The sequence below is a fragment of the Paraburkholderia sp. D1E genome (genome assembly GCF_052682275.1).
Genome location: NZ_JBQYMB010000001.1, coordinates 4,917,821 through 4,937,077, shown reverse-complemented (window position 1 = coordinate 4,937,077; position 19,257 = coordinate 4,917,821). Strand labels below are relative to the sequence as shown.

General features: G+C 59.7%; 18 protein-coding genes. 6 read left to right on the top strand and 12 right to left on the bottom strand.

Translation table 11 applies throughout. The annotated features are described in order from the left end of the window. Positions 1–437 precede the first annotated feature (437 nt). Positions 438–641: a cold-shock protein gene (locus ACUN0E_RS22115; RefSeq protein WP_035554962.1), complete on the top strand. Its 204-nt coding sequence runs from the start codon at positions 438–440 to the stop codon at positions 639–641. 111 nt (positions 642–752) lie between these two features. On the opposite strand, the gene ACUN0E_RS22110 is transcribed toward ACUN0E_RS22115, so the two are convergent. After that, positions 753–2,003, bottom strand: a complete 1,251-nt coding sequence (locus ACUN0E_RS22110) for an Hsp70 family protein (RefSeq protein WP_408235952.1) — start codon at positions 2,001–2,003, stop codon at positions 753–755. A 190-nt stretch (positions 2,004–2,193) separates the two neighbouring features. Here ACUN0E_RS22110 and ACUN0E_RS22105 point away from each other — a divergent pair, with 190 nt between their 5' ends. Further along, a complete protein-coding gene (locus ACUN0E_RS22105) occupies positions 2,194–3,669 on the top strand; it encodes an MFS transporter (RefSeq protein ID WP_408235955.1) in 1,476 nt (491 codons plus the stop codon). A 135-nt stretch (positions 3,670–3,804) separates the two neighbouring features. On the opposite strand, the gene ACUN0E_RS22100 is transcribed toward ACUN0E_RS22105, so the two are convergent. Together ACUN0E_RS22100 and ACUN0E_RS22095 are read right to left on the bottom strand one after the other, a co-directional pair. Further along, positions 3,805–4,398: a nitroreductase family protein gene (locus tag ACUN0E_RS22100; RefSeq protein ID WP_408235958.1), complete on the bottom strand. Its 594-nt coding sequence runs from the start codon at positions 4,396–4,398 to the stop codon at positions 3,805–3,807. Positions 4,399–4,583: 185 nt separating this feature from the next. Further along, positions 4,584–5,867, bottom strand: a complete 1,284-nt coding sequence (locus tag ACUN0E_RS22095) for an MFS transporter (protein WP_408235961.1) — start codon at positions 5,865–5,867, stop codon at positions 4,584–4,586. A 154-nt stretch (positions 5,868–6,021) separates the two neighbouring features. Between ACUN0E_RS22095 and ACUN0E_RS22090 the strand changes: the two genes are divergently transcribed. After that, positions 6,022–6,663, top strand: a complete 642-nt coding sequence (locus ACUN0E_RS22090; RefSeq protein ID WP_445567951.1) for a TetR/AcrR family transcriptional regulator — start codon at positions 6,022–6,024, stop codon at positions 6,661–6,663. 84 nt (positions 6,664–6,747) lie between these two features. After that, the gene (locus ACUN0E_RS22085; protein ID WP_445567950.1) at positions 6,748–7,302 is read left to right on the top strand and encodes a DUF1415 domain-containing protein; all 555 of its coding nucleotides are present in this window, start codon (positions 6,748–6,750) and stop codon (positions 7,300–7,302) included. A 42-nt stretch (positions 7,303–7,344) separates the two neighbouring features. Here the strand turns inward: ACUN0E_RS22085 and ACUN0E_RS22080 are convergent, their stop codons facing one another. After that, a complete protein-coding gene (locus ACUN0E_RS22080; protein ID WP_445567949.1) occupies positions 7,345–8,187 on the bottom strand; it encodes a class I SAM-dependent methyltransferase in 843 nt (280 codons plus the stop codon). Positions 8,188–8,571: 384 nt separating this feature from the next. Between ACUN0E_RS22080 and ACUN0E_RS22075 the strand changes: the two genes are divergently transcribed. Next, complete coding sequence (locus ACUN0E_RS22075; protein WP_074282059.1) at positions 8,572–8,892, top strand: DNA-binding protein; 321 nt, start codon at positions 8,572–8,574, stop codon at positions 8,890–8,892. Between the two features lie 92 nt (positions 8,893–8,984). Here ACUN0E_RS22075 and ACUN0E_RS22070 read toward each other — a convergent pair whose 3' ends face one another. Then, positions 8,985–9,194 (bottom strand): DUF1059 domain-containing protein, encoded by a 210-nt coding sequence (locus ACUN0E_RS22070; protein WP_201079526.1) that lies wholly within the window; start codon positions 9,192–9,194, stop codon positions 8,985–8,987. Positions 9,195–9,593: 399 nt separating this feature from the next. Between ACUN0E_RS22070 and ACUN0E_RS22065 the strand changes: the two genes are divergently transcribed. Continuing rightward, positions 9,594–10,865 (top strand): TIGR03862 family flavoprotein, encoded by a 1,272-nt coding sequence (locus tag ACUN0E_RS22065; protein ID WP_445567948.1) that lies wholly within the window; start codon positions 9,594–9,596, stop codon positions 10,863–10,865. A 61-nt stretch (positions 10,866–10,926) separates the two neighbouring features. Here ACUN0E_RS22065 and ACUN0E_RS22060 read toward each other — a convergent pair whose 3' ends face one another. The 7 genes from ACUN0E_RS22060 to ACUN0E_RS22030 all read right to left on the bottom strand — a co-directional run bounded on the left by ACUN0E_RS22060 (position 10,927) and on the right by ACUN0E_RS22030 (position 19,203). Next, positions 10,927–12,051: a methyltransferase gene (locus ACUN0E_RS22060; protein WP_445567947.1), complete on the bottom strand. Its 1,125-nt coding sequence runs from the start codon at positions 12,049–12,051 to the stop codon at positions 10,927–10,929. A gap of 1,105 nt (positions 12,052–13,156) precedes the next feature. Next, positions 13,157–13,624, bottom strand: coding sequence for a hypothetical protein (locus tag ACUN0E_RS22055; RefSeq protein WP_445567946.1), 468 nt, complete (start codon positions 13,622–13,624; stop codon positions 13,157–13,159). Next, on the bottom strand, positions 13,621–15,522 hold the full coding sequence (locus ACUN0E_RS22050) for a hypothetical protein (protein WP_445567945.1): 1,902 nt from the start codon (positions 15,520–15,522) through the stop codon (positions 13,621–13,623). The genes ACUN0E_RS22055 and ACUN0E_RS22050 overlap by 4 nt, the downstream gene beginning before the upstream one ends. Further along, positions 15,515–17,011, bottom strand: coding sequence for a tyrosine-type recombinase/integrase (locus ACUN0E_RS22045; protein WP_445567944.1), 1,497 nt, complete (start codon positions 17,009–17,011; stop codon positions 15,515–15,517). Before ACUN0E_RS22045 ends, ACUN0E_RS22050 begins: the two co-directional genes overlap by 8 nt. Further along, positions 17,008–18,192: a tyrosine-type recombinase/integrase gene (locus ACUN0E_RS22040; protein ID WP_445567943.1), complete on the bottom strand. Its 1,185-nt coding sequence runs from the start codon at positions 18,190–18,192 to the stop codon at positions 17,008–17,010. The genes ACUN0E_RS22045 and ACUN0E_RS22040 overlap by 4 nt, the downstream gene beginning before the upstream one ends. Before the next feature lie 8 nt (positions 18,193–18,200). Next, on the bottom strand, positions 18,201–18,500 hold the full coding sequence (locus ACUN0E_RS22035; RefSeq protein ID WP_445567942.1) for a hypothetical protein: 300 nt from the start codon (positions 18,498–18,500) through the stop codon (positions 18,201–18,203). Positions 18,501–18,675: 175 nt separating this feature from the next. After that, on the bottom strand, positions 18,676–19,203 hold the full coding sequence (locus ACUN0E_RS22030) for a ClpXP protease specificity-enhancing factor (RefSeq protein WP_445567941.1): 528 nt from the start codon (positions 19,201–19,203) through the stop codon (positions 18,676–18,678). Positions 19,204–19,257: the final 54 nt, after the last annotated feature.

Below are 19,257 nucleotides of genomic sequence, written 5' to 3'. Positions count from 1 at the left end.
GGTCCCATGCGAGTTGCAGCAGACCATGTCGGCACCGCGTGACAACGCTTGTGGCGCTGGAGACGGGTGACGCGCATGCATACGCGACGGCCCATTCCAATCAGGTGCAACCGACGCGCGGCGCGTAGTTTAACGGTTGCACCCGTACGTTGCAGCGAAACCAAGGGTTCTCCCTAGCAAAATTCTCGGGCGAATAGCAAGCTTTGTAAGCAACTTTTGCGCCAATCTATCAAAATATCGTAAAGTTCGGCCCGGAGTGTTGACCTTGGCCTGAAATGGCCGTATAACGTTCGGGCAGGATTTCAAGCGGCGAGTGAATTGGTCTTTCGTAGTTCGCCCATCAACGGTACTCCGGTTGGTCCCATTACCCCCTTCCTTGATTTTCATGCGCACCCATTGGGCTTCGGCCTTATTTACCATCTTTAGGAACAAGTAATATGGAAACCGGTACCGTCAAGTGGTTCAATGACGCAAAGGGCTTTGGCTTCATCACGCCGGACGGCGGTGGCGAAGATCTGTTCGCGCATTTCTCGGAAATCCGTACGGAAGGCTTCAAGACGCTGCAAGAAAACCAAAAGGTTACGTTTGAAGTGAAGACGGGCCCGAAGGGCAAGCAAGCTGCTGACATCAAGCCGGCGTAAGCAGGCACGCTTCCTTCTGGACGCAAAAAAACCCCGCCTCGGCGGGGTTTTTTATATCCATCGCCATTGCATACAGTGATTATCCCGGCAGTATGCGATTGGTTAGTCTGGTTATCCGAATAGACGTCGCGCGTGAATACCGAGACCTGTCGCAACGCTGGCAAGACGGTCGCCGAATACCGCTTTGGCATCCGGAAATGCGGCCGCCAAGGCACTCGATAGAAACGCTAATCCGGTCGAGCCACCCGTGAAATAAATCGCGTTGACGTCACGCGGGGCGACGCCAGCCGCCTGCACCGTATCGCGCGCCGCCTGCACGATGCGCTGCGTCTCATCCTGACCGGCCTTGATGAGTTGCGCTTCGTCGAATGCGAGGCGTAAGTCGTCTTCCACCTCGTCGAGGTCGATCACGGTTTCGCCACCCGCCGCCACGCCAATCTTCGCCTCTTCCGCATGAGCCGCCAGCGCATGCCCCAAGCGGCGCTCCACGACGCGCATCAGGCGATCGTGATGTTTGGCCTGGATGAACAGATGCCGCATGAGCGCGAGTTCGCTGACGCGCTTCGGTGCGTAGACGGTGTTGATCAGGTGCCAGGTCGCCAGGTCGAAATAGATGCGGCTAGGAATCTCACGGCCTTCGGGGTCAAGCGTCTGGTAGCCGAGTTCGCGCAGGATCGTCACCAGTTCGACGCGGCGGTCGAAATCGGTGCCTGCAACGTGCACACCGTGGTGAGCCAGCACGTCGTCCTTCCGCTCGACGCGCGTCACCCGCTCCGGCCCCACTCGCACCAGCGAAAAGTCCGACGTGCCGCCGCCGATATCGGCCACCAGCACGAGTCCCTCTTCTGTCAGATGCGATTCGTAGTCGAACGCGGCCGCGATCGGCTCATACTGAAAGTGAATCTCCCGCAAACCGACTGAACGCGCCGCGGCTTCGAGTTGCTGCTGCGCCATCTGGTCCGCGCGCGGATCGTCGTCGACGAAGAACACCGGGCGGCCCAACACGGCACGGCTGATCGGTCCACCGACGCTCTTCTCGGCGGAGCGCTTCAGGTGGTCGACGAAAATCGCGATGATGTCCGTGTACTTGATCGCCGAGCCGTCGCCGAGATCGGTCGAATTCTCGGCGAGCGGCGAGCCGAGAATACTTTTCATCGAGCGCATCAGACGGCCGTCAAAACCGTCGATGTACGCCGCAAGCGCCGAGCGCCCGAACTCGTGGGTGTTCTCGTCGGTGTTGAAAAAGACGGCGGTCGGCAGCGTCGTATAGGCGCCCTCGACCGGCGCAAGCCTAAGCGCAGCGCCGTCAGGGACGGCTACGGCCGAATTGGAAGTACCGAAATCAATCGCGCAATAGTTCATGGCAGGAATCGCCGCTCACGGCTGGCGCGGACAGAAAGGGGAGCGGCTTTGTAACACGAAAGCCCAATCAGCATCAACTGACGCTTTCCGGGACGCCCGCAATAATGTCCCAAGCCCGCTCGACGGAACAAAAATTGCTGGATTCGACAGGATACGCCGCCAATTTTCGACAATCAGGAGACTTACAGCAATGAGCGCGCCGCCTACCGCCGCTGTTCACGAGAAAAACGCCGCTGTCATTGAAACCGACCTGCCCTCGCGGCTCGACCGTTTGCCCTGGGGGCGCTTCCACTCGCTGATCGTTGTCGCGCTGGGCATAACGTGGCTGCTGGACGGTCTTGAGGTCACGCTCGCGGGCGCTGTGGCCAGTGCGCTGAAGTCTAGCCAATCGTTGCACTTTACCAACGCCGACGTAGGGCTTGCCGGCAGCGCCTACATTGCCGGCGCCGTGCTCGGCGCGCTCGGCTTCGGCTGGCTGACCGACCGTCTCGGCCGCCGCAAACTGTTCTTCATCACACTCGCGCTGTATCTGGCCGCCACCGCGGCGACCGCGCTGTCATGGAATCTCGCCAGTTTTCTGCTGTTTCGCTTTCTGACCGGCGCAGGCATCGGCGGCGAATATACGGCGATTAATTCGACGATCCAGGAATTCACGCCGGCGCGGGTGCGCGGCTGGACCGATCTCGGCATCAACGGCACTTTCTGGATCGGTGCGGGACTCGGCGCGGCGGGCTCACTGATCCTGCTCGATCCGAATTTACTGCCGGGCGACTGGGGCTGGCGCGCCTGTTTCTTCATCGGCGCGGTGCTGGCGCTGGCGATTCTGCCGATGCGCATCTGGGTACCCGAAAGTCCTCGCTGGCTGCTTACACACGGCGGCGAACGCGATGCGCGCTCGATCGTGGAAGGCATCGAAACACGCCTTCGCAAGGAAGGCCATGCACTCTCCGACCACGACCTCACGCGGCTAAAACTGCGCGCACGCGGACATACGCCGTTGCGCGAGGTGTTTCACACGCTGTTCAATGTGCACCGACGGCGCGCGCTGGTTGGCCTGTCGCTGATGACCGCTCAGGCGTTTTTCTACAACGCGATCTTTTTCACCTACGCGCTGGTGTTGACCGATTTCTATCACGTGCCGGGTGACCACATTGGCTGGTATCTGTTGCCGTTCGCACTCGGTAACTTTCTTGGACCGCTGGTGCTCGGCCGGCTCTTCGACGTCATCGGGCGACGCAAAATGATCGCTACGACTTACGCGCTGTCCGGCATCCTGCTGACGCTGAGCGGCTACCTGTTCGAGCAGCATATGCTCACCGTCGTGACGCAGACGATTGCGTGGATGGTGGTCTTCTTCTTCGCCTCGGCGGCAGCGAGTTCGGCATATCTGACGGTCAGCGAATCGTTTCCACTGGAGATCCGCGCGCTGGCGATCGCGGTGTTCTACGCATTCGGTACAGCGCTAGGCGGCATCATTGGCCCGGCGTTCTTCGGCCGGCTGATCGATACGCATCAGCGCAGCGAAGTGTTTTCGGGCTATCTGGTCGGCTCGGGGCTGATGCTCGCAGCCGCGGTGATCGCTGCGATATGGGGCGTGGATGCGGAGCGGAAGTCGCTCGAGAATGTCGCCGCGCCACTTTCGAGCGTCACGGACGGCGCGGAATGAATCACGCCCATTAACGTGTCGAGGAAGGCGCGGACTGGACCAACGCCCCTCCGAAGTCGCAGCAAATGCGATGCGGAATAAAAAAACGCGCGGTCAGCGCCGCGCGTTTTTGTCACCACCAAGGCTGCAAGACGCTCAGAACGCCTTCTTCCAGCCGCCGCCATAAGCGATGTCGGCAAGCGGCAGACGTTGGCGCACCGACTTCTCGCGCTCGCGCAGCACCGGATCGAGCTTATCGACGTCGCCGTAGTGGCCAAGCGAAATCATGGCGATCACGTCGACGTCGTTCGGCAGCTTGAACGCCGTGCGGAACGCGGCCGGATCGAAGCCACTCATCTGATGCGCGGCGAGACCCAGTGCGTGCGCCTGCAACACCAGCGCCATCGCCGCGGCACCCGCGTCGTACGGCGCGCAACGGTTCACTTCGCCCTTGTTGGTGAGCGTGTGCGTGGTCACCGCGATCAACACCGGCGCCGGTGCATTCCAGCCCTGGTTGAACGGCACCAGCGTGGCAAAAGCCTGCTTGAACGAGACTTCATCGACGCTGCGGTCGAATACGAGGAAACGCCACGGTTGCGCGTTATACGAAGACGGCGCCCAGCGTGCCGCTTCGAGCACCGAATGCAGATGCTCGCGGCTCACCGGCTCGCTCGAATACGCGCGCGGGCTCCAGCGACCTGCAATCAGCTCGTGAATGGCAACTGCGGTAGGGGCGGGTTTGTTGGTCATGCGCTTCTCTCGGTCGAAATTCATGATCGACGGGCGGCTGCCCGGGGTCTCATAGCATAACCGGGCTGGGCCGCTCGCGCTCCAACAAGTGCGCAGTTAGTTTTCACGTCGGCTGCAATGGCAAACGGACCGTATGAGGCCGTTTGCGCTGGTTCGCGTTGTTCGCCGTGCTCTGAGGCGCGGCTTTATACCGCTTGCGGCTCCGGTACCTTGGCCGGCCGGTTGATCCGCAGCACGATCACGGCGGCAACCAGGCACAGCCCGCCGGAAATCATCGACGCCACCGTGTACGTGCCGAGGCTCGCGCGCAGCATGCCCGCGCCGAGTGCCGCAAAGGCCGCGCCGAGTTGGTGGCCGGCAACGATCCAGCCGAACACGACCGGCGCCGCTTCCTTGCCGTAGACATCGGTTGCGAGACGTACGGTGGGCGGCACGGTGGCGATCCAGTCGAGACCGTAGAACACCGCGAACAACGGCAGGCCGAAGAAATCGATACCGAACGCGTGCGGCAGATACATGAGCGACAAACCGCGCAGGCCGTAGTACCAGAACAGCAGCACGCGACTATTGAAACGGTCCGACAGCCAACCGGACAACGTCGTGCCGAACAGATCGAAGATGCCCATTGCCGCGAGCAAGGATGCGCCCTGCACTTCGGTCATGCCGTAGTCGCCGCACATCGCGATCAGGTGCGTGCCGACGTAACCGTTGGTACTTGCACCGCAGATAAAGAAACTGAAGAACAGCAGCCAGAAATCACGCGTCTTGCTCGCCATCGCGAGTGTGCCGAAGGCGATGGCCAGCGGATTCTGCTTCGTCACCGAGGCGGAGATCGGTGCGTCGGCCGGTTCGCCGAACGGGCGCAACTTCATATCCGCGGGCCGCTCCGGCAACAGAAACGCGACCAACGGCAAAACAATCGCCGCCGCGCCCGCGACGACCCACACCACCTGGCGCCAGCCGTAATGCTCGGCGATGGCCGCAAGCATCGGCAGGAATACCAGTTGGCCGGTCGCCGAACTGGCGGTGAGAATTCCCATCACGAGGCCGCGATGCGTGGTGAACCACCGTGTCACGACCGTCGCGGACAACGACAGCGCCGCCACCCCCGTCGAGCCGCCGACCATTACGCCCCAGATCAGAATCATCTGCCACGGATGCGTCATCAGCGACGACAGCGCCACGCCCGCCGCCATCGTGCCGAGCGCGATCAGCAAAGTGGGACGCACGCCAAAGCGTTGCATTGCCGCGGCCGCGAACGGCCCCATCAGGCCGTACAGCGCGATGTTCACGGAGATCGCGAGCGAAATCGTCGCGCGGCTCCAGCCGAATTGATGCTCCAGCGGCAGCATCATCACGCTCGGCGTGGCGCGCGTGCCGGCCGCCGCCAGCAACACCAGAAATACCACCGCCACGGTCAACCAGCCGTAGTGAAAACGTCCGCCAATCAGTCTCGCTGCCCAGTTCATCGGTTCTCCAATCGACGCCTGCCCGCAGGCCGCGCCGCTCGCATTGTTACGACTTCGGTAAAGGACTTGTGACAGATCAGTCACAATGAGTGTTGCGATATTAGTGACTGGTCGGTAACATGTCAAGGCGTCAATTCAATTCAGGTGGTAGCCCATGTCCGATAGTGAAACCCCCAAGCTGGCCAGTGCACGGCGCGCGCGCGGCGCGCAAACAGCCGGTCCGCAGGCGCAGCAGCACCTGTTGCGCGCCGCGGCCGAACTGTTTTATCGCGAGGGTGTGCGGGCGGTCGGCGTCGACGCGGTCGTGGAACGCGCGGGCGTGAACAAGATGAGCCTGTACCGCCAGTTCTCGTCGAAGGACGAATTGGTGATGGCCTATCTGGAGCAAAAGGACGAGCAGTTTTTCGGCTACGTAGAGAAAAGTTTTGCGAAGCACCCGGGCGAGCCCGCGAAGCAGCTCCAGCAATATTTCGACGACCTGGCCGTGCGTGCATCGATCGACGACTACCGGGGCTGTCCTTTCGTGAATGTGTCGGTGGAGTTTCCCGACGCGGCGCACCCGGCGCGGCAATTCGTGTTTCGCAACAAGGAACGGCTGATGGCGCGGCTTCTGGAACTGGCGACCGCGGCAGGCGCTGATGATCCGGTGGCGCTGGCCAATGGTCTGGGTTTGATGATCGAAGGCGTGTACGCGGCCAGTCAGACCTACGGCCCGGGCTGCGGGCCGATTCTTGTCGCACCGAAGATGGCGGCGCAGTTGATGGCCGCGGCGTGCGGCGGGTCGCCTGCTCGTTAAGGTTTTTGCCGCCCTGTTGCGGCCGGTGCGGATCGGTGCCGTTCCGCGCCGTTAGAATGATACTTTCCCCTTTCGCTGCTTGCCATGTCGTCGCCTGCCGAATCCCATGATGCTGTTATCGCCGCCACTCGCCATTGGCTGACGGAGGCCGTGATTGGGCTCAATTTGTGTCCTTTTGCCAAGGCCGTGCATGTGAAGGGGCAGATTCGCTATGCAGTTAGCGACGCTGTGGATAGGGAAGAGGTTTTAATCGATCTCGAAACCGAGATTCAGGCGCTGATCGCGGCAAATCCTGAAGCGGTGGATACCACGCTTCTGATTTTACCGCAGGCGCTCGGCGATTTTCTCGACTATAACGATTGCCTTTTCTTTACCGAAAGAATGATCAAGCAACTTCGGCTTGAAGGCATTATTCAGATTGCCAGCTTTCACCCGCATTATCAGTTTGAAGGCAGTGAACCCGACGATATCGAGAATTATACGAATCGTGCACCGTATCCTATTTTGCATCTGCTTCGCGAGAATAGTATTGAACGGGCGGTTCAGGCTTTTCCCGATGCTGAAGATATTTACGAGCGGAATCAGGAAACCCTTCGGCGGATCGGTCTTAAAGGCTGGAATGAATTGATGAAAATGTAGTTCGAGCGGTGGCCAGGGAAAAAGCCACCGCCACAGGACAGATCAGGCAGAAACAAAAAATCTGTCTTTCAGTTCCTCGATCCCGAGTGTCTCCATCACTTCATTAAGCCTCTCGGTCGGCCGCCGTCTCGGTAGATCCTTGAACTGCGCAATAATCAGTTCATTCTTCATGGAATGCTCCCAACCCACCAGCTCAGTCACACTCACCTGATAGCCATGTGCTTCCAGCTGCAGGCAGCGCAGCACGTTGGTAATCTGGCTTCCAAATTCCCGGGTATGCAGCGGATGCCGCCATATCTCGGTCAAAGCATTTCCCAGCGATTTACCCTTGTTCTGCCGTAAAACCCCGGCCACCTCAGCCTGGCAACACGGCACGACCACGATGTACTTCGCATGCTTTTCCAAAGCAAACCGAAGCGCGTCGTCAGTCGCGGTATTGCAGGCATGCAACGCCGTCACGATATCGATCTGCGCCGGCAAACGCTCCGAAGTAATCGACTCCGCCACCGACAGATTCAGGAACGACATCCCCTTGAAGCCCAGCCGGTCGGCCAGTTCCTCGGATTTCGTCACGAGATCCTCGCGCGTCTCGATGCCATAAATGTGCGAAGCACCACCTGCGGTGTCCTGAAACTCCTTGAAGAAAAGGTCATACAGGATAAAACCTAGGTATGACTTGCCCGCGCCATGGTCGACGAGCGTCACCGCGCCCTGCTGGTCCTTGAGGTCTTTCAGCAGCGGCTCGATGAACTGGAACAGGTGGTAGACCTGCTTCAGTTTGCGGCGGCTGTCCTGGTTCATCTTGCCGTCGCGCGTCAGGATATGAAGCTCCTTCAACAGTTCGACGGACTGGTTCGGACGGATTTCGTGGGTTTTGCTGGACATCGTGGGGACCGCCATCGATTGCAACGCGAACGTGCGACAGATGACGGAAAAAGGGAAAAGTTGCTGCCAGTTTACCCAAAGCGCAGGCCACTCACCTAAGAAGCCGCGTTGACCATGCGAGAAACACCGCAAACCTGGAACACTTCCTGCTCAAAAGGCGGTATGCGGGACGTTCTCGACGTGGCTTGAAGCATCTTGCGGGCCGGCTCACACGATGGCGTAAGCCGTGTCGCGCATAACAACAGGCTGCCGGCCGTGGCTCCAGTCACGCGAACCGAATGCATGTGGGGAGGGCGGTCCCGGAACACGGACCGAACGTTACGTAACCAGCAGCGCGCCGCGATCTCAAACGGACGCGCGCCCTGGATAATAGAAGAGGCAGCAATGGATACGGTACCCAACGGAAACGTCGAACAGAAATTTCAGGAAATGCTGGCGAAGCTCACCGCCGCGCCCGCGTGGTCGGAAAAGCAACAGCTCGAACTGGAAATGGCGCGCGACATATCCACCGAAATGCTGCGGCTGGCCGAAGTCATGCGCGACGGCAGCGTTGACATGGAAACCTGCCTGACGATGCTCAAGTACGCGAAAGTGCTCGACTTCGTCATGACGACGCTCGCTTCGCGCCGCGACATCAAACCGCAAACGCTGCGCGTCATTTTCAAGCTGGCCGGCCTGAAGGTTGATGAGGCTTATCCCGGCTAGGACGCCCAGACAACGCCGCGACCAGCGCGAGCGGCGCGCCGCCGCTCGCGCTGGTTAGCCGGCCCTCATCCTCAAGGAAAAGAAACAACGAATCACGCGCGTGGCGCCTCGACCGGTGGCGTGCCTTCATGAAAGAGCGTCTTGAGCTGCGAGCGCAGTTCCGGCGAGTCCGTATGTTTGTGCACCGTGACGGCATGCTGCACGGCCGCGTCGAGCAATTCGCTCTCGCTGTCGGCGGACAGGGCAACCGTGCAATTCATTTCGCTCGGGAACTCGCGGCAGTCGATGTATTTGCGAGTCATGGCAATCTCCTTGATCAAACGTCGAAACATCCAGACAAACAGCGGGCGCGCAGACCACGTCGCCAGCCACGGGCGCGGCTGCATTGGCCGTGTGGGCGAAATGAGAGTGGTGGGGTAGTGTGACGCGGGGGAAGAAGCAGACTGCGTCCGGTGGAAGGTGTTTGAAAAGTATAGTTCGCACGTGTGAATAGCAAAGGAGCGAACGTGAGCGCGGAGGTTTGCGACACGCCCGAACCCAGCTCTTTTCGGCCACTAGCTCGCGCTGGCCCTTTAGCTCGTTGGCCGTTCGCCGCGCGCCGTTTGCCCTGCGTTGCCGGCGGTGTGAAAATAGCGCCCTTCGTGCCGCCCGATTGTCAGATCAGGCCAACGCGCCGCCCCTCCGCTCATCCGCAGGATCGCATGTCATCCTCCTTCGATTTCGCCCGCGTCGCCGTAATCGGCGGCGGCCCCGCCGGCTTGATGGCCGCCGAGGCGCTCGCCCAGCACGGCGTACAAGTCGACGTCTACGACGCGATGCCGTCCGTTGGCCGCAAATTCCTGATGGCGGGCAAAGGCGGCATGAACATCACGCATTCGGAACCGCTCGAGCCGTTTCTTGGTCGCTACGGCGCGCGCCGCGAACAGATTGCGCCGCTACTCGACCTATTCGGTCCCGACGCCTTGCGGACCTGGCTGCATGGGCTTGGCGTTGAAACCTTCGTCGGCAGTTCGGGCCGGGTTTTTCCGACCGATATGAAAGCGGCGCCGATGCTGCGTGCGTGGTTGCATCGGTTGAGAGAAGCTGGCGTGCGCTTTCACATGCGCCACAAGTGGACCGGTTGGGACAACGATAACGGCGACACCGCGACGCACACGTTGCGCTTCGAAACACCCGACGGCGAGCAACACGTGAGCTGCGATGCCGTGGTGTTCGCACTCGGTGGCGCAAGCTGGCCGCGGCTCGGATCCGACGCCGCCTGGGTGCCGCTGCTGAGCGCACGCGAGGTGCCGGTGGCGCCGCTGCGGCCCGCGAACTGCGGCTTCGACGCAGACTGGAGCCCCTATCTGCGTGAGCGTTTCGCCGGCCAGCCCGTGAAATCGATAGCGATCACGCTCACCGATGTAGACAATAAAGTCCACAATCGACAAGGTGAAATACTTCTGACCGAAACCGGCCTTGAGGGGAGTCTGATTTATGCGTTGTCGGCAGCCATCCGGGAGCGGATTCTGGCCGACGGAGACGTCACGATAGCGCTGGATCTGACGCCAGGCTTGACGTTGGAGCGCGTCGTGGCCGAGGTCAAGCGACCGCGCGGCTCGCGGTCCATGTCGACTCACCTGCACGGCAGAATCGGGATTAGTGGCGTAAAACTGGCCCTGCTGCACGAGATCCTGTCGAAGGAAGCCTTCGCCGACGCGAACGGTCTTGCGCATGCGATCAAGGCACTGCCGGTACGGCTCACGCGCGCCCGGCCTATCGAGGAAGCGATCAGCACCGCCGGCGGCATCCCCTTCGAAGCGCTGGATCAACATTTGATGATCGAACGTCTGCCCGGCGCGTTCTGCGCGGGCGAAATGCTCGACTGGGAAGCGCCGACCGGTGGCTATCTGCTCACCGCCTGCTTCGCCAGCGGGCTAGCAGCAGGCCGCGGCGCATTAGCGTATCTCAAGGCGCGCGGCGTGCCGGTCTGACGCGCCGTTCTTCAGCTACGTCTCATCACGCGTGTCATCGCGCTCACCCGAGCGCCACCATTTAGCGCGCCTTCAAACGCCAGAGCGACGTCATTTCAGCCACGCGCGCCGTGTGCAGCGCATCGGTCTCATCGGTCGACTTCGGGTGCCGCGGACGAATGTCCTCGCGACCAACCACGGTCAGCCCGGCCTTTTCAATGGCCGCAAGCAACCACTCGCGTGTGCGCAATCCAAGATGCTCGGCGAAATCCGACATGATCAGCCAGCCTTCCCCACCCGGCGACAAATGCTCCGCGAGGCCGTTCAGGAAACCGAGCAACATACGGCTTTCCGCATCGTAGACCGCATATTCGATCGGTGATGCGGGTCGCGCCGGCACCCACGGCGGATTGCAGACCACCAGCGGCGCACGGCCTTCCGGAAACAGATCGGCTTGCACGACCTCGACCTGCTGAACGTAGCCGAGACGCGTGAGGTTCTCGCGCGCACAGTCAAGCGCTCGCGGATCCTGGTCGGTCGCGACGACTTTCTTCACGCCGCGTTTGGCGAGCAGCGCGGCCAGCACGCCAGTGCCGGTGCCGATATCGAACGCTTTGTTCAAAGACGGCAACGGCGTGCGCGCGACCAGATCCACGTATTCGCCACGCACCGGCGAGAACACGCCGTAGTGCGGGTGCACGCGCTCGCCCAGCGCGGGAATTTCCACGCCCTTCTTACGCCACTCGTGCGCGCCGATCAGACCGAGCAATTCGCGCAGCGATACGACAGACGGTTCGTCGGCGGACGGCCCATAAGTTTCGATGCACGCCTGCTGCACTTCAGGCGCGCGGCGCAGGGGGATGCCGTAAGCGGCGTCGAGCGGGATCAGGATCATGCCGAGCGTGCGGGCACGTTGCGACTGCGCCTGACGATGCAGGTTGAACACGTCGATCGGCGTTTCACCCTGCTTGCGCGGTTTGCGTTCCAGGCGGCGCGTGACCGCCTGCAACAGTTGGCGAGCGTTCTGGAAGTCGCCGTTCCACAGCAGCGCCGTACCTTCGCAGGCGAGGCGGTAGGCTGAGTCAGCCGTTGTGCGGTCATCCGCGACGACGACGCGTTTGGGCGGCGGCACCGCGGCTTCGGAGCGCCAACGCGCGGTGCGGGGGCCGTCGGCTTCGGGCCAGGTGATAGTTGCGGGGCTGGTCATGGTGAAGGTGGGATGTGTTGTGCGGGAGTGACGCGGTGAAATCTCGCGTCTCGGGGGCGTTGCCCGCCGAACTGAACGGATAGTGATGCCGACTGACGCCCGAATAGTACCTCTCCCGGTCGGATTCGCGGGACGGTATCTGTTGGCCGCCGCCGGGATAAGGCCGATGCGAGCGCCTTTTACTGCGGCCTGTCGGCAAATAATGGACTAAAAAGTCCACAATCGACAAGGTGAATGAGATCTGGCAAAAATGAGCCATTTCCCGTCTCGCTCAGCACCCTGAATCGACTGACCTTCGCGTTTCCAGACCGTCACGCAGTGGCCGCCGAATGCAAGCCCAGTGAGGCTCAGACGGCATTCCGGTGGTTCGCGGCGAAGCGCTCACGGCCGCCTGTCTGCACGGCCCCAGCGTTGTCCCATCAAGCAATATTGCGACCGCCGGCGCCAGTATTTTTTGGACGCCGAGTGCTCTTTTGCTCTCGCTCACGCACCGCATTGCGCCGGGCACTACCGGCACCGGCACCAGCCTGATTTCTCTCCAGGAATAAAAAAACGGGTTTCTGAAATTCTTCAGAAACCCGTTTTCGTACAACTGGTGCCGGCTGCAGGACTCGAACCCGCCACCTCATGATTACAAATGAAAATACGTACCTGGGTGGTGTTGCGTTTCAAACCCTTGTCTCGTGGCGCGCCTAAAACTTGCTGTTGCGTAGGTAATCGCAGGGTGTTGCGATTGCCTGTTGTGCTGGTGCCGCGTGTCTGACTCGAACAGACGACCTACCGCTTACCTTACCACTACGGCTTTCGCCGCCTATCGTTTGTGGTCTGGACTATCCCTTAGCCATAGCTAACGCTTTAGGCTCCCCCCGTCTAGTCTCTACACCTTCTTGCCGTCGGCAAGCTTGGCTCGGGATTGGCATAGCCCAACGGGCTTTAGCGTTCCCCGAGTTTGAGGGGTTCTACTCCCACCGTTTCCAATGGGGCACTCGTATCTTCAAGGCGGTTGCTCTACCAACTGAGCTAACACGGCACAATCATTAATTATAGCGTAGCGTTTTAGATTTCGGCAAACAACGAAGGATGATTTGTGGGTGACGCCGTCGCGTCACGACTTGGGCCTTTCTTTTCTCAGCTCCACCACTTCGGCTGCCGCCGGGTAGGCGCTGACCTCGCGTAATGAATCGCCGACCGCTCGATATTCTTTCCAGAACCGCTCAAGCGCTGCCATGCCGCCAGCAGTCATGACGGCATGAATGCAGGCAACGTGGGAGGTCACCAATGCCCGCACTTGTGTCTCGAGTTGCGAAACGCTCTCGGACTTTGCATCAAGTCTCTCTGTCAGCGTCAGGGCACGTTCGGCATGTGGATTGAGCGTTGTACGCAAGTGAGCTTGCCGCGCTTGAGCCTGCTGAATTAGCTTCATGCGTTCGGAGTCGCGGGTGAACGCAGATGCATTGCGCAAAGAGGTGTGGCGTCGCGCGACTTCGCGAACCGTGATAACAACGTCCGAGGCGAGCAGCGCATCCAGAATCCCGGCGAGTTCGGTGTTACCGTCGTCAGCTCTTGGTTTCATGCGAACACATCCTTCTCGGATTCAGAGTAATCGGGGCCCTCGGGGAACACGACTTCGCCGGGCTGAGCACTAAGTGCAGCGTCAACTCCTGCGAGAAGCTCGTCCGCATGCGCAATCTGGTTCTTCCGTCCAATCGAGTTTGCCGGTTTGGCCGCAGCTTTTTTCCGCATCACCGAGAGCTTGCCACGCAACTCCTCCAACGTGATGCGATGCTCTGGCAGACCGCTAGGAACGTAGCGTTTGCATTTGTGGAAGCACTTCAGATGTCGCACACAGGGATTCACTGCAAAGCTGGTGGTACAGAAGCCGTAGGGGGTGACGTGGAATCCGTCGGATGTCGCCGCCAAATACGTGAACGCCGCCTCGTCGCCATGCTCCTGCTGGATTTTTTTGAAGGATTCGGCAATGTGGCTAAGCCCAGCGAAGCCTGACAGAACCATTTTCGCCACTGTCTCTTGCACAGTTCCCGGCGCGATTATGTCTTGGGCGCTTTTCGGCAACTCAATAAAGGAGAGTTGCTCGCCCAGACTCCTATGGTCGTACACATAACTTTGTACGACTGTCGTCCTGCCGAAGTGTTGCGTGATGACAGTGTCCGGGATGTTGAGCCGGAAGAATTCCGTGTTCATCAGATGTCGCAATGAGTGTGGATTTATCTTCAGGCCCTCAAGGTTCGGCCCCTTCCCATATCGGGTAAAGATAGTGTGCTTTCGGTTGTTCCGGCTAGTCAGGAACGCGTAAAAGGACGACTCGGCAACGACCTCGATAACCGCATCATTTGGGATGACTGTAGGCACCTCGCCTGTCGCTCCATGCAGGACGAGGAACAAGAGGTCCGCCACGCCAAGGTCATCGCCGCCCGCAGTCTTAAACTGGCGACCGCCCTGAGGATTGCGTTTCAACGCAGCACGCAGGGAAGCTGTTGCTGCCAATGCACCTTCGACGGCCTCAACGATGATGCGTTGGAATTGCTCCGGCACGAACTGGCGGTCTTCGACGAGCAAGTCAGGTCGTCCTTCGTCGCGTTTCTCGCCAAAGTAGCGCAACCAAAGTGTGCGGCTTTCTCCACCGATTTCGCCGGCATCTTTCCCGGTGACAACATCCACATGAGTCTCCCAGCAAAGGCAATCGGCTGGAAGCATCAGGACTTCGTTAAATCGTAGACCGGTGAAGAGGAGCAAGTGAAGAGCATAGAAGCGGATGCGGTCGTGGTGCCCAACAGGAGTCTCCTGGAATACGATGCGAACCAGTTCATGCAGTGATTTGGGGTCCGGCAACTTTTCCGAATAAAGACGTTCGTCCAGGTAGGACCGCAGATGCGTCGCAGCCTTCGCGCGCACCTCCGCTGCAACCGGCACATTTTCAGACAGCATGTTCTCGTTTATTGCGGTCGCGAGCACGCTGATTGTTGCCACAGCCTTTGCTTTCCATTCCTTGAGCGACATGAACCGATTGAAGTCATCGGTGTTCAGCTCCCAAGGGGCTTTGTGAACGACAGAGAAGAACGTGCGCCAGACCAACGCCTCGTGGCGAACACTGCGCGGCACGACGTGTTGTCTGCAGCGGTAAGCAATCAAAGCCTTAATGAACTCCTGGACGTCGTGGCTTAACACCTGCCCTTCAGGCAGATGGGCAAGGGACCAACCCGCGTCGATGGCAACCTCGCGCAAATTCTCATCAATCGCGAACCCATTCGTGCGCGAGGCGAATCGAGAGTGGCTGCCGCTTAACAATCGAAGGTCCCAATCGGCCGCTTCAGAGACGCTACCGTCTTTAGCAACGAGAATCGCCCACGTGACGCCTTTTGACTCTACAAAGCGACGCATCCGTGCGATGAAGTCAACATAGCTGGAAGGCGGTTCATTCGCCGATTTTTGCCGCACGGAGAGCTTAGCCAAGCGAGCCTCCGAGAATCCGCCGAGAGTCATCCAGCGCTCTTTGCGCGCCGGCGAGAGCTTTCCTCATTTGGAGGTATGACGAGCTCGTATCATCGCCAGCTTTCACGAACACGATGACTTGTTCACGCATGCCTGCTATCGCTTCCATGTGTGCCTCTGGATTCAAGGCAGGAATGTACTTGTGACACCCGTAGCAGGAGATGACGGGGTCATAGCTGCATGCACTTTGCCTAGTGCGGCAGCGTCCGATGCCGGCGACAAGCCTGTCGCCCACGATGCCGCCGATTTGTTCGGTTTCGTCGACTCGGCTGAGCTCTTCCACGGTCACGAACTCGCCGAACGCCATCGACACCATACTGTCGTACAGCTTTGACGCCCCTAGCGCCTCGTTAATGAGGTTTCCTTGGAGGCGGCTTGCTTTGATATATGAAGTTGCCGCGTTTTCGTTAGCGTGCCCCAAGAACCATTGAATGCTCTTGCGACTGTGCCCGGCATCGGCCAAGGCTTGGGCCGATGAATGCCTAAGTTTGTTGATTTTGAAGTCGACTTTTACGCCAACCTCTGAGCAGACCTTCCGAACGTTCGACCAGAGGTCCTCGCCGTTTTCAGACGAGAACAAACGTGTCCGCCTTGCGCTCTTTGCGTACTCAAGCAGCATGGCGATTGGCCGCGCCCATTCCGGATTTACTTGGCGCACCATCTCCCTGCCGACTGTCTCCCCGTCCTTTTGTTTCGCCTGATGGAAAGACACTAGGCAAACAGGGTCGCCTGACGCATCCAACAAACTATGGACATGCTCCAGCTTGATTGACAATATCTGTACCGGCCGCATTCCGTGTTGGAACGCAAGCGCCAACGCCGCCAATCCTTCAGCTTGCTGTTCAAGGAGCGCGGGCTCCAGTGCGCGAGTGTCCAGGACTCTGACAAGCTCTGCCTGTCGCGCAATGCTGACGAGTGACTCCCGCCGCCGAATCTTTTCGCGCTGCGCCGCAACCGTTGAGTTGGCCCTCGTATCCAACCCTTTGACCAATTCCTCATAGCGCGTGCTCCACGCGCCCAACGACGAGCTGATTGCGAGCCTGAGAATGGTCTTGGCCGCTTTCGCCGTGTCGATATCATGCACGCCTTCGTCCCAGCTCTCCTGCACGTGTAATGGCCCTTCCTCGAGCAATTGAACGTAAAGCGTCCAGTTGAGCAGGAGCGAGCGCGTAAACTTGTACACAGAGGAAGGGGAGCGCTCGACCTGCGTAAGCATCACCAACTTCTGCTGCAGCCCACGCACCGGTTCTGAGGGGAACAGGAAGTCCTGCTTTTTTCCCTGCACTGACAGGGTCCACTTTTCGGCCCCCGCTTCTAGGACGGCCTCTGTATCCGCGTACTTGTCGTAGACCCTAAAGAATTGGGGAGATGCCGGCCACGCCCAACTGAAGCAACTGGGGACGTCACGCCCCGGTGCGCGGATGGCTTCTTTACTTTTGGGCCCATTCATACGGTCATCCCTCTCAGAACGTCCACTCGTTTGTCGAATACATCGGTCCACGACTTCATCAAGTCATCTTCGATGGCGGCTCGGGCGTACAGGGCTGGCATGTCGGAGGCGATTGCCCAACCGAAGAACGCCCTCATACGTTGGAAAGCCAACTCTCGGTCCGCGTCCGCTGCGATGAACAACCCATATCTGACGGTTGCGCACGTATGGCGAAGGTCGTGCGACGAGATGCGTTGTTTTCCGCCGCTCCGCTCTTTGAAGCGTTGAAGCGCGGCCGGCGACACTGCAGCGGAGAGCTTCGCAAGCAGTTTGTTGACACTTTCCGCAGACAGCTCGCCTCCGTCTTCGGCTGTCAGAAGGAACCTAGTCGTGCCATCGTCTCTCCGATGCTCGGCTACGTACACCTCGACGAGGCTGGCAAGGTCCGCAGATATGGGAACTTGACGATGAGAATCCGAGGTCTTGATACCCGGTTTCGATGAACGTCTATCCTCATCGTCGGTGGTTGTTACATCCAACCAGTATTTGACCTCGCCAGATTGCCGGTCGAGGTCGTGCTTCAACGAGTCGACTGTCAGCAGGAGGGCCTCTCCACGGCGCAGGCCACAAAGAAGCAGCAGAAGTACGACCAACCAATTGCGCACCTGGATAGCGAGGCTTTCGAAAGGATTTCGGGTAGCACCCGGCTCGGCGACAGACAGAAGCTCGGTCAAGGTCACATCCGGCAATGCTCGAATGAACCTAACCCGACCGCGTTTGGGGTCACGCATGCGGCCCGTGCCGGTCATTGAGGAGACGACCGAGCGCCACTCCTCGCTTCCGACCGCCCAGTAGCGCGCGAAATGGAGGGTGAACAACCGGACGGCATCCCAGCACTGGACATCGGCAAACGTGTAGTCCTTGTTCGAGGTCAGTTCGGCATAGAAATCGTTGACCATCAAGTGAACAAGGAAGGCATTAGCGTCGCCGAGCGCGATATCAAGCGCGTCGGTACCGAACCTCCTGTCGCAGTACAGGTAGAGCCTATCCAGGTGCCGCAGCCGAGCCAACTGAGTATTTTCAGCCCAATTTTTGCCGGCTTTGGCCAACGTCCAGACTGTCGACCAGAAGCGCGGCCGACCGAAGCATGAAGGGGAAGTAACAACGTATGGTGGGTTGGCTCCGGTCGAGACGACGCTCATGTCTGTCTCTAAAGACCGTAGCTTTGAAGCAGGCGAACCGCCCCGGAAAAGTCGACCCGCGCGAGATGCATTGCGAGGTCTACCGCACCGCCGCCGCCTTTACGCTCACGCGTATCCCAAAATTTGGGACCCGTAAGTAGAAGTTCGAATTCGCGGGCACCAAGCCTAGCGTGCCAGCGACTAGAAAGAGGGGACTTGACCGCGACATAGGTGATGTCGCGTTTCGCATGGTCAGAAAGTGCTGTAAGCACGTCGACCGCTGATAGCTCACGCCAGTGCGCGAGCAAGGACTTATCCACAGGCTTCATCCTCCCCCGGACCCCCTCCTTGCTACTCGCCTATCAAAGATAGGCTCTAAAAGCAAAGCAAACCCACGGGAATCGTACTGCCTGGGGAGATGAAACGCAACAGGCCCACTAGGTACACAGTAAAGTCAAGCGCTCTACCTGATGAGCTAAGCCGGCATGAGGCCGTGATTCTACTTCATTTCACGATCTTGAGGCGAGCCCTTCCGCCACCTTTTGATCCATCATCGTCAGGCTGCGGGCCATCCGTCGCGCTATCCGCTTTGGCGGCAGCGGCATCGGTTGCCGGCGACGCTTCGACCGCGCGCGGCGCCGTGGCGCGTGGTGCAGCTAGCGCCTCCGTCTCGTCCGCCAGTTCCGCGTCGGCGCCTGAATCCTGCGCTTCGCCGCCTGCCGACTCGACCGGGAACGCCATACCCTGCCCGTTTTCGCGCGCATAGATCGCGAGAATATTGGTGATCGGCACTTCGATCTTGTGCGACTTTCCGGAGAAGCGCGCGCTGAACTCGATCCATTCATTGCCCATCTGCAACTGGCTGGTCGCCTCGAAGCTGATGTTCAACACGATCTCGTTATCGCGCACGAACTGACGCGGCACGCGCGTCTGATTGTCGACCCGGACCGCAATATGCGGCGTGTAGCCGTTATCCGTGCACCACTCGTACAGCGCGCGCAGCAGATAAGGCTTGGTGGAAATCTCTTGCATCAACAGTCCTCTTACCGGGTTTGGGCGCGCACGGAAAACAATCGAGACGCGGCG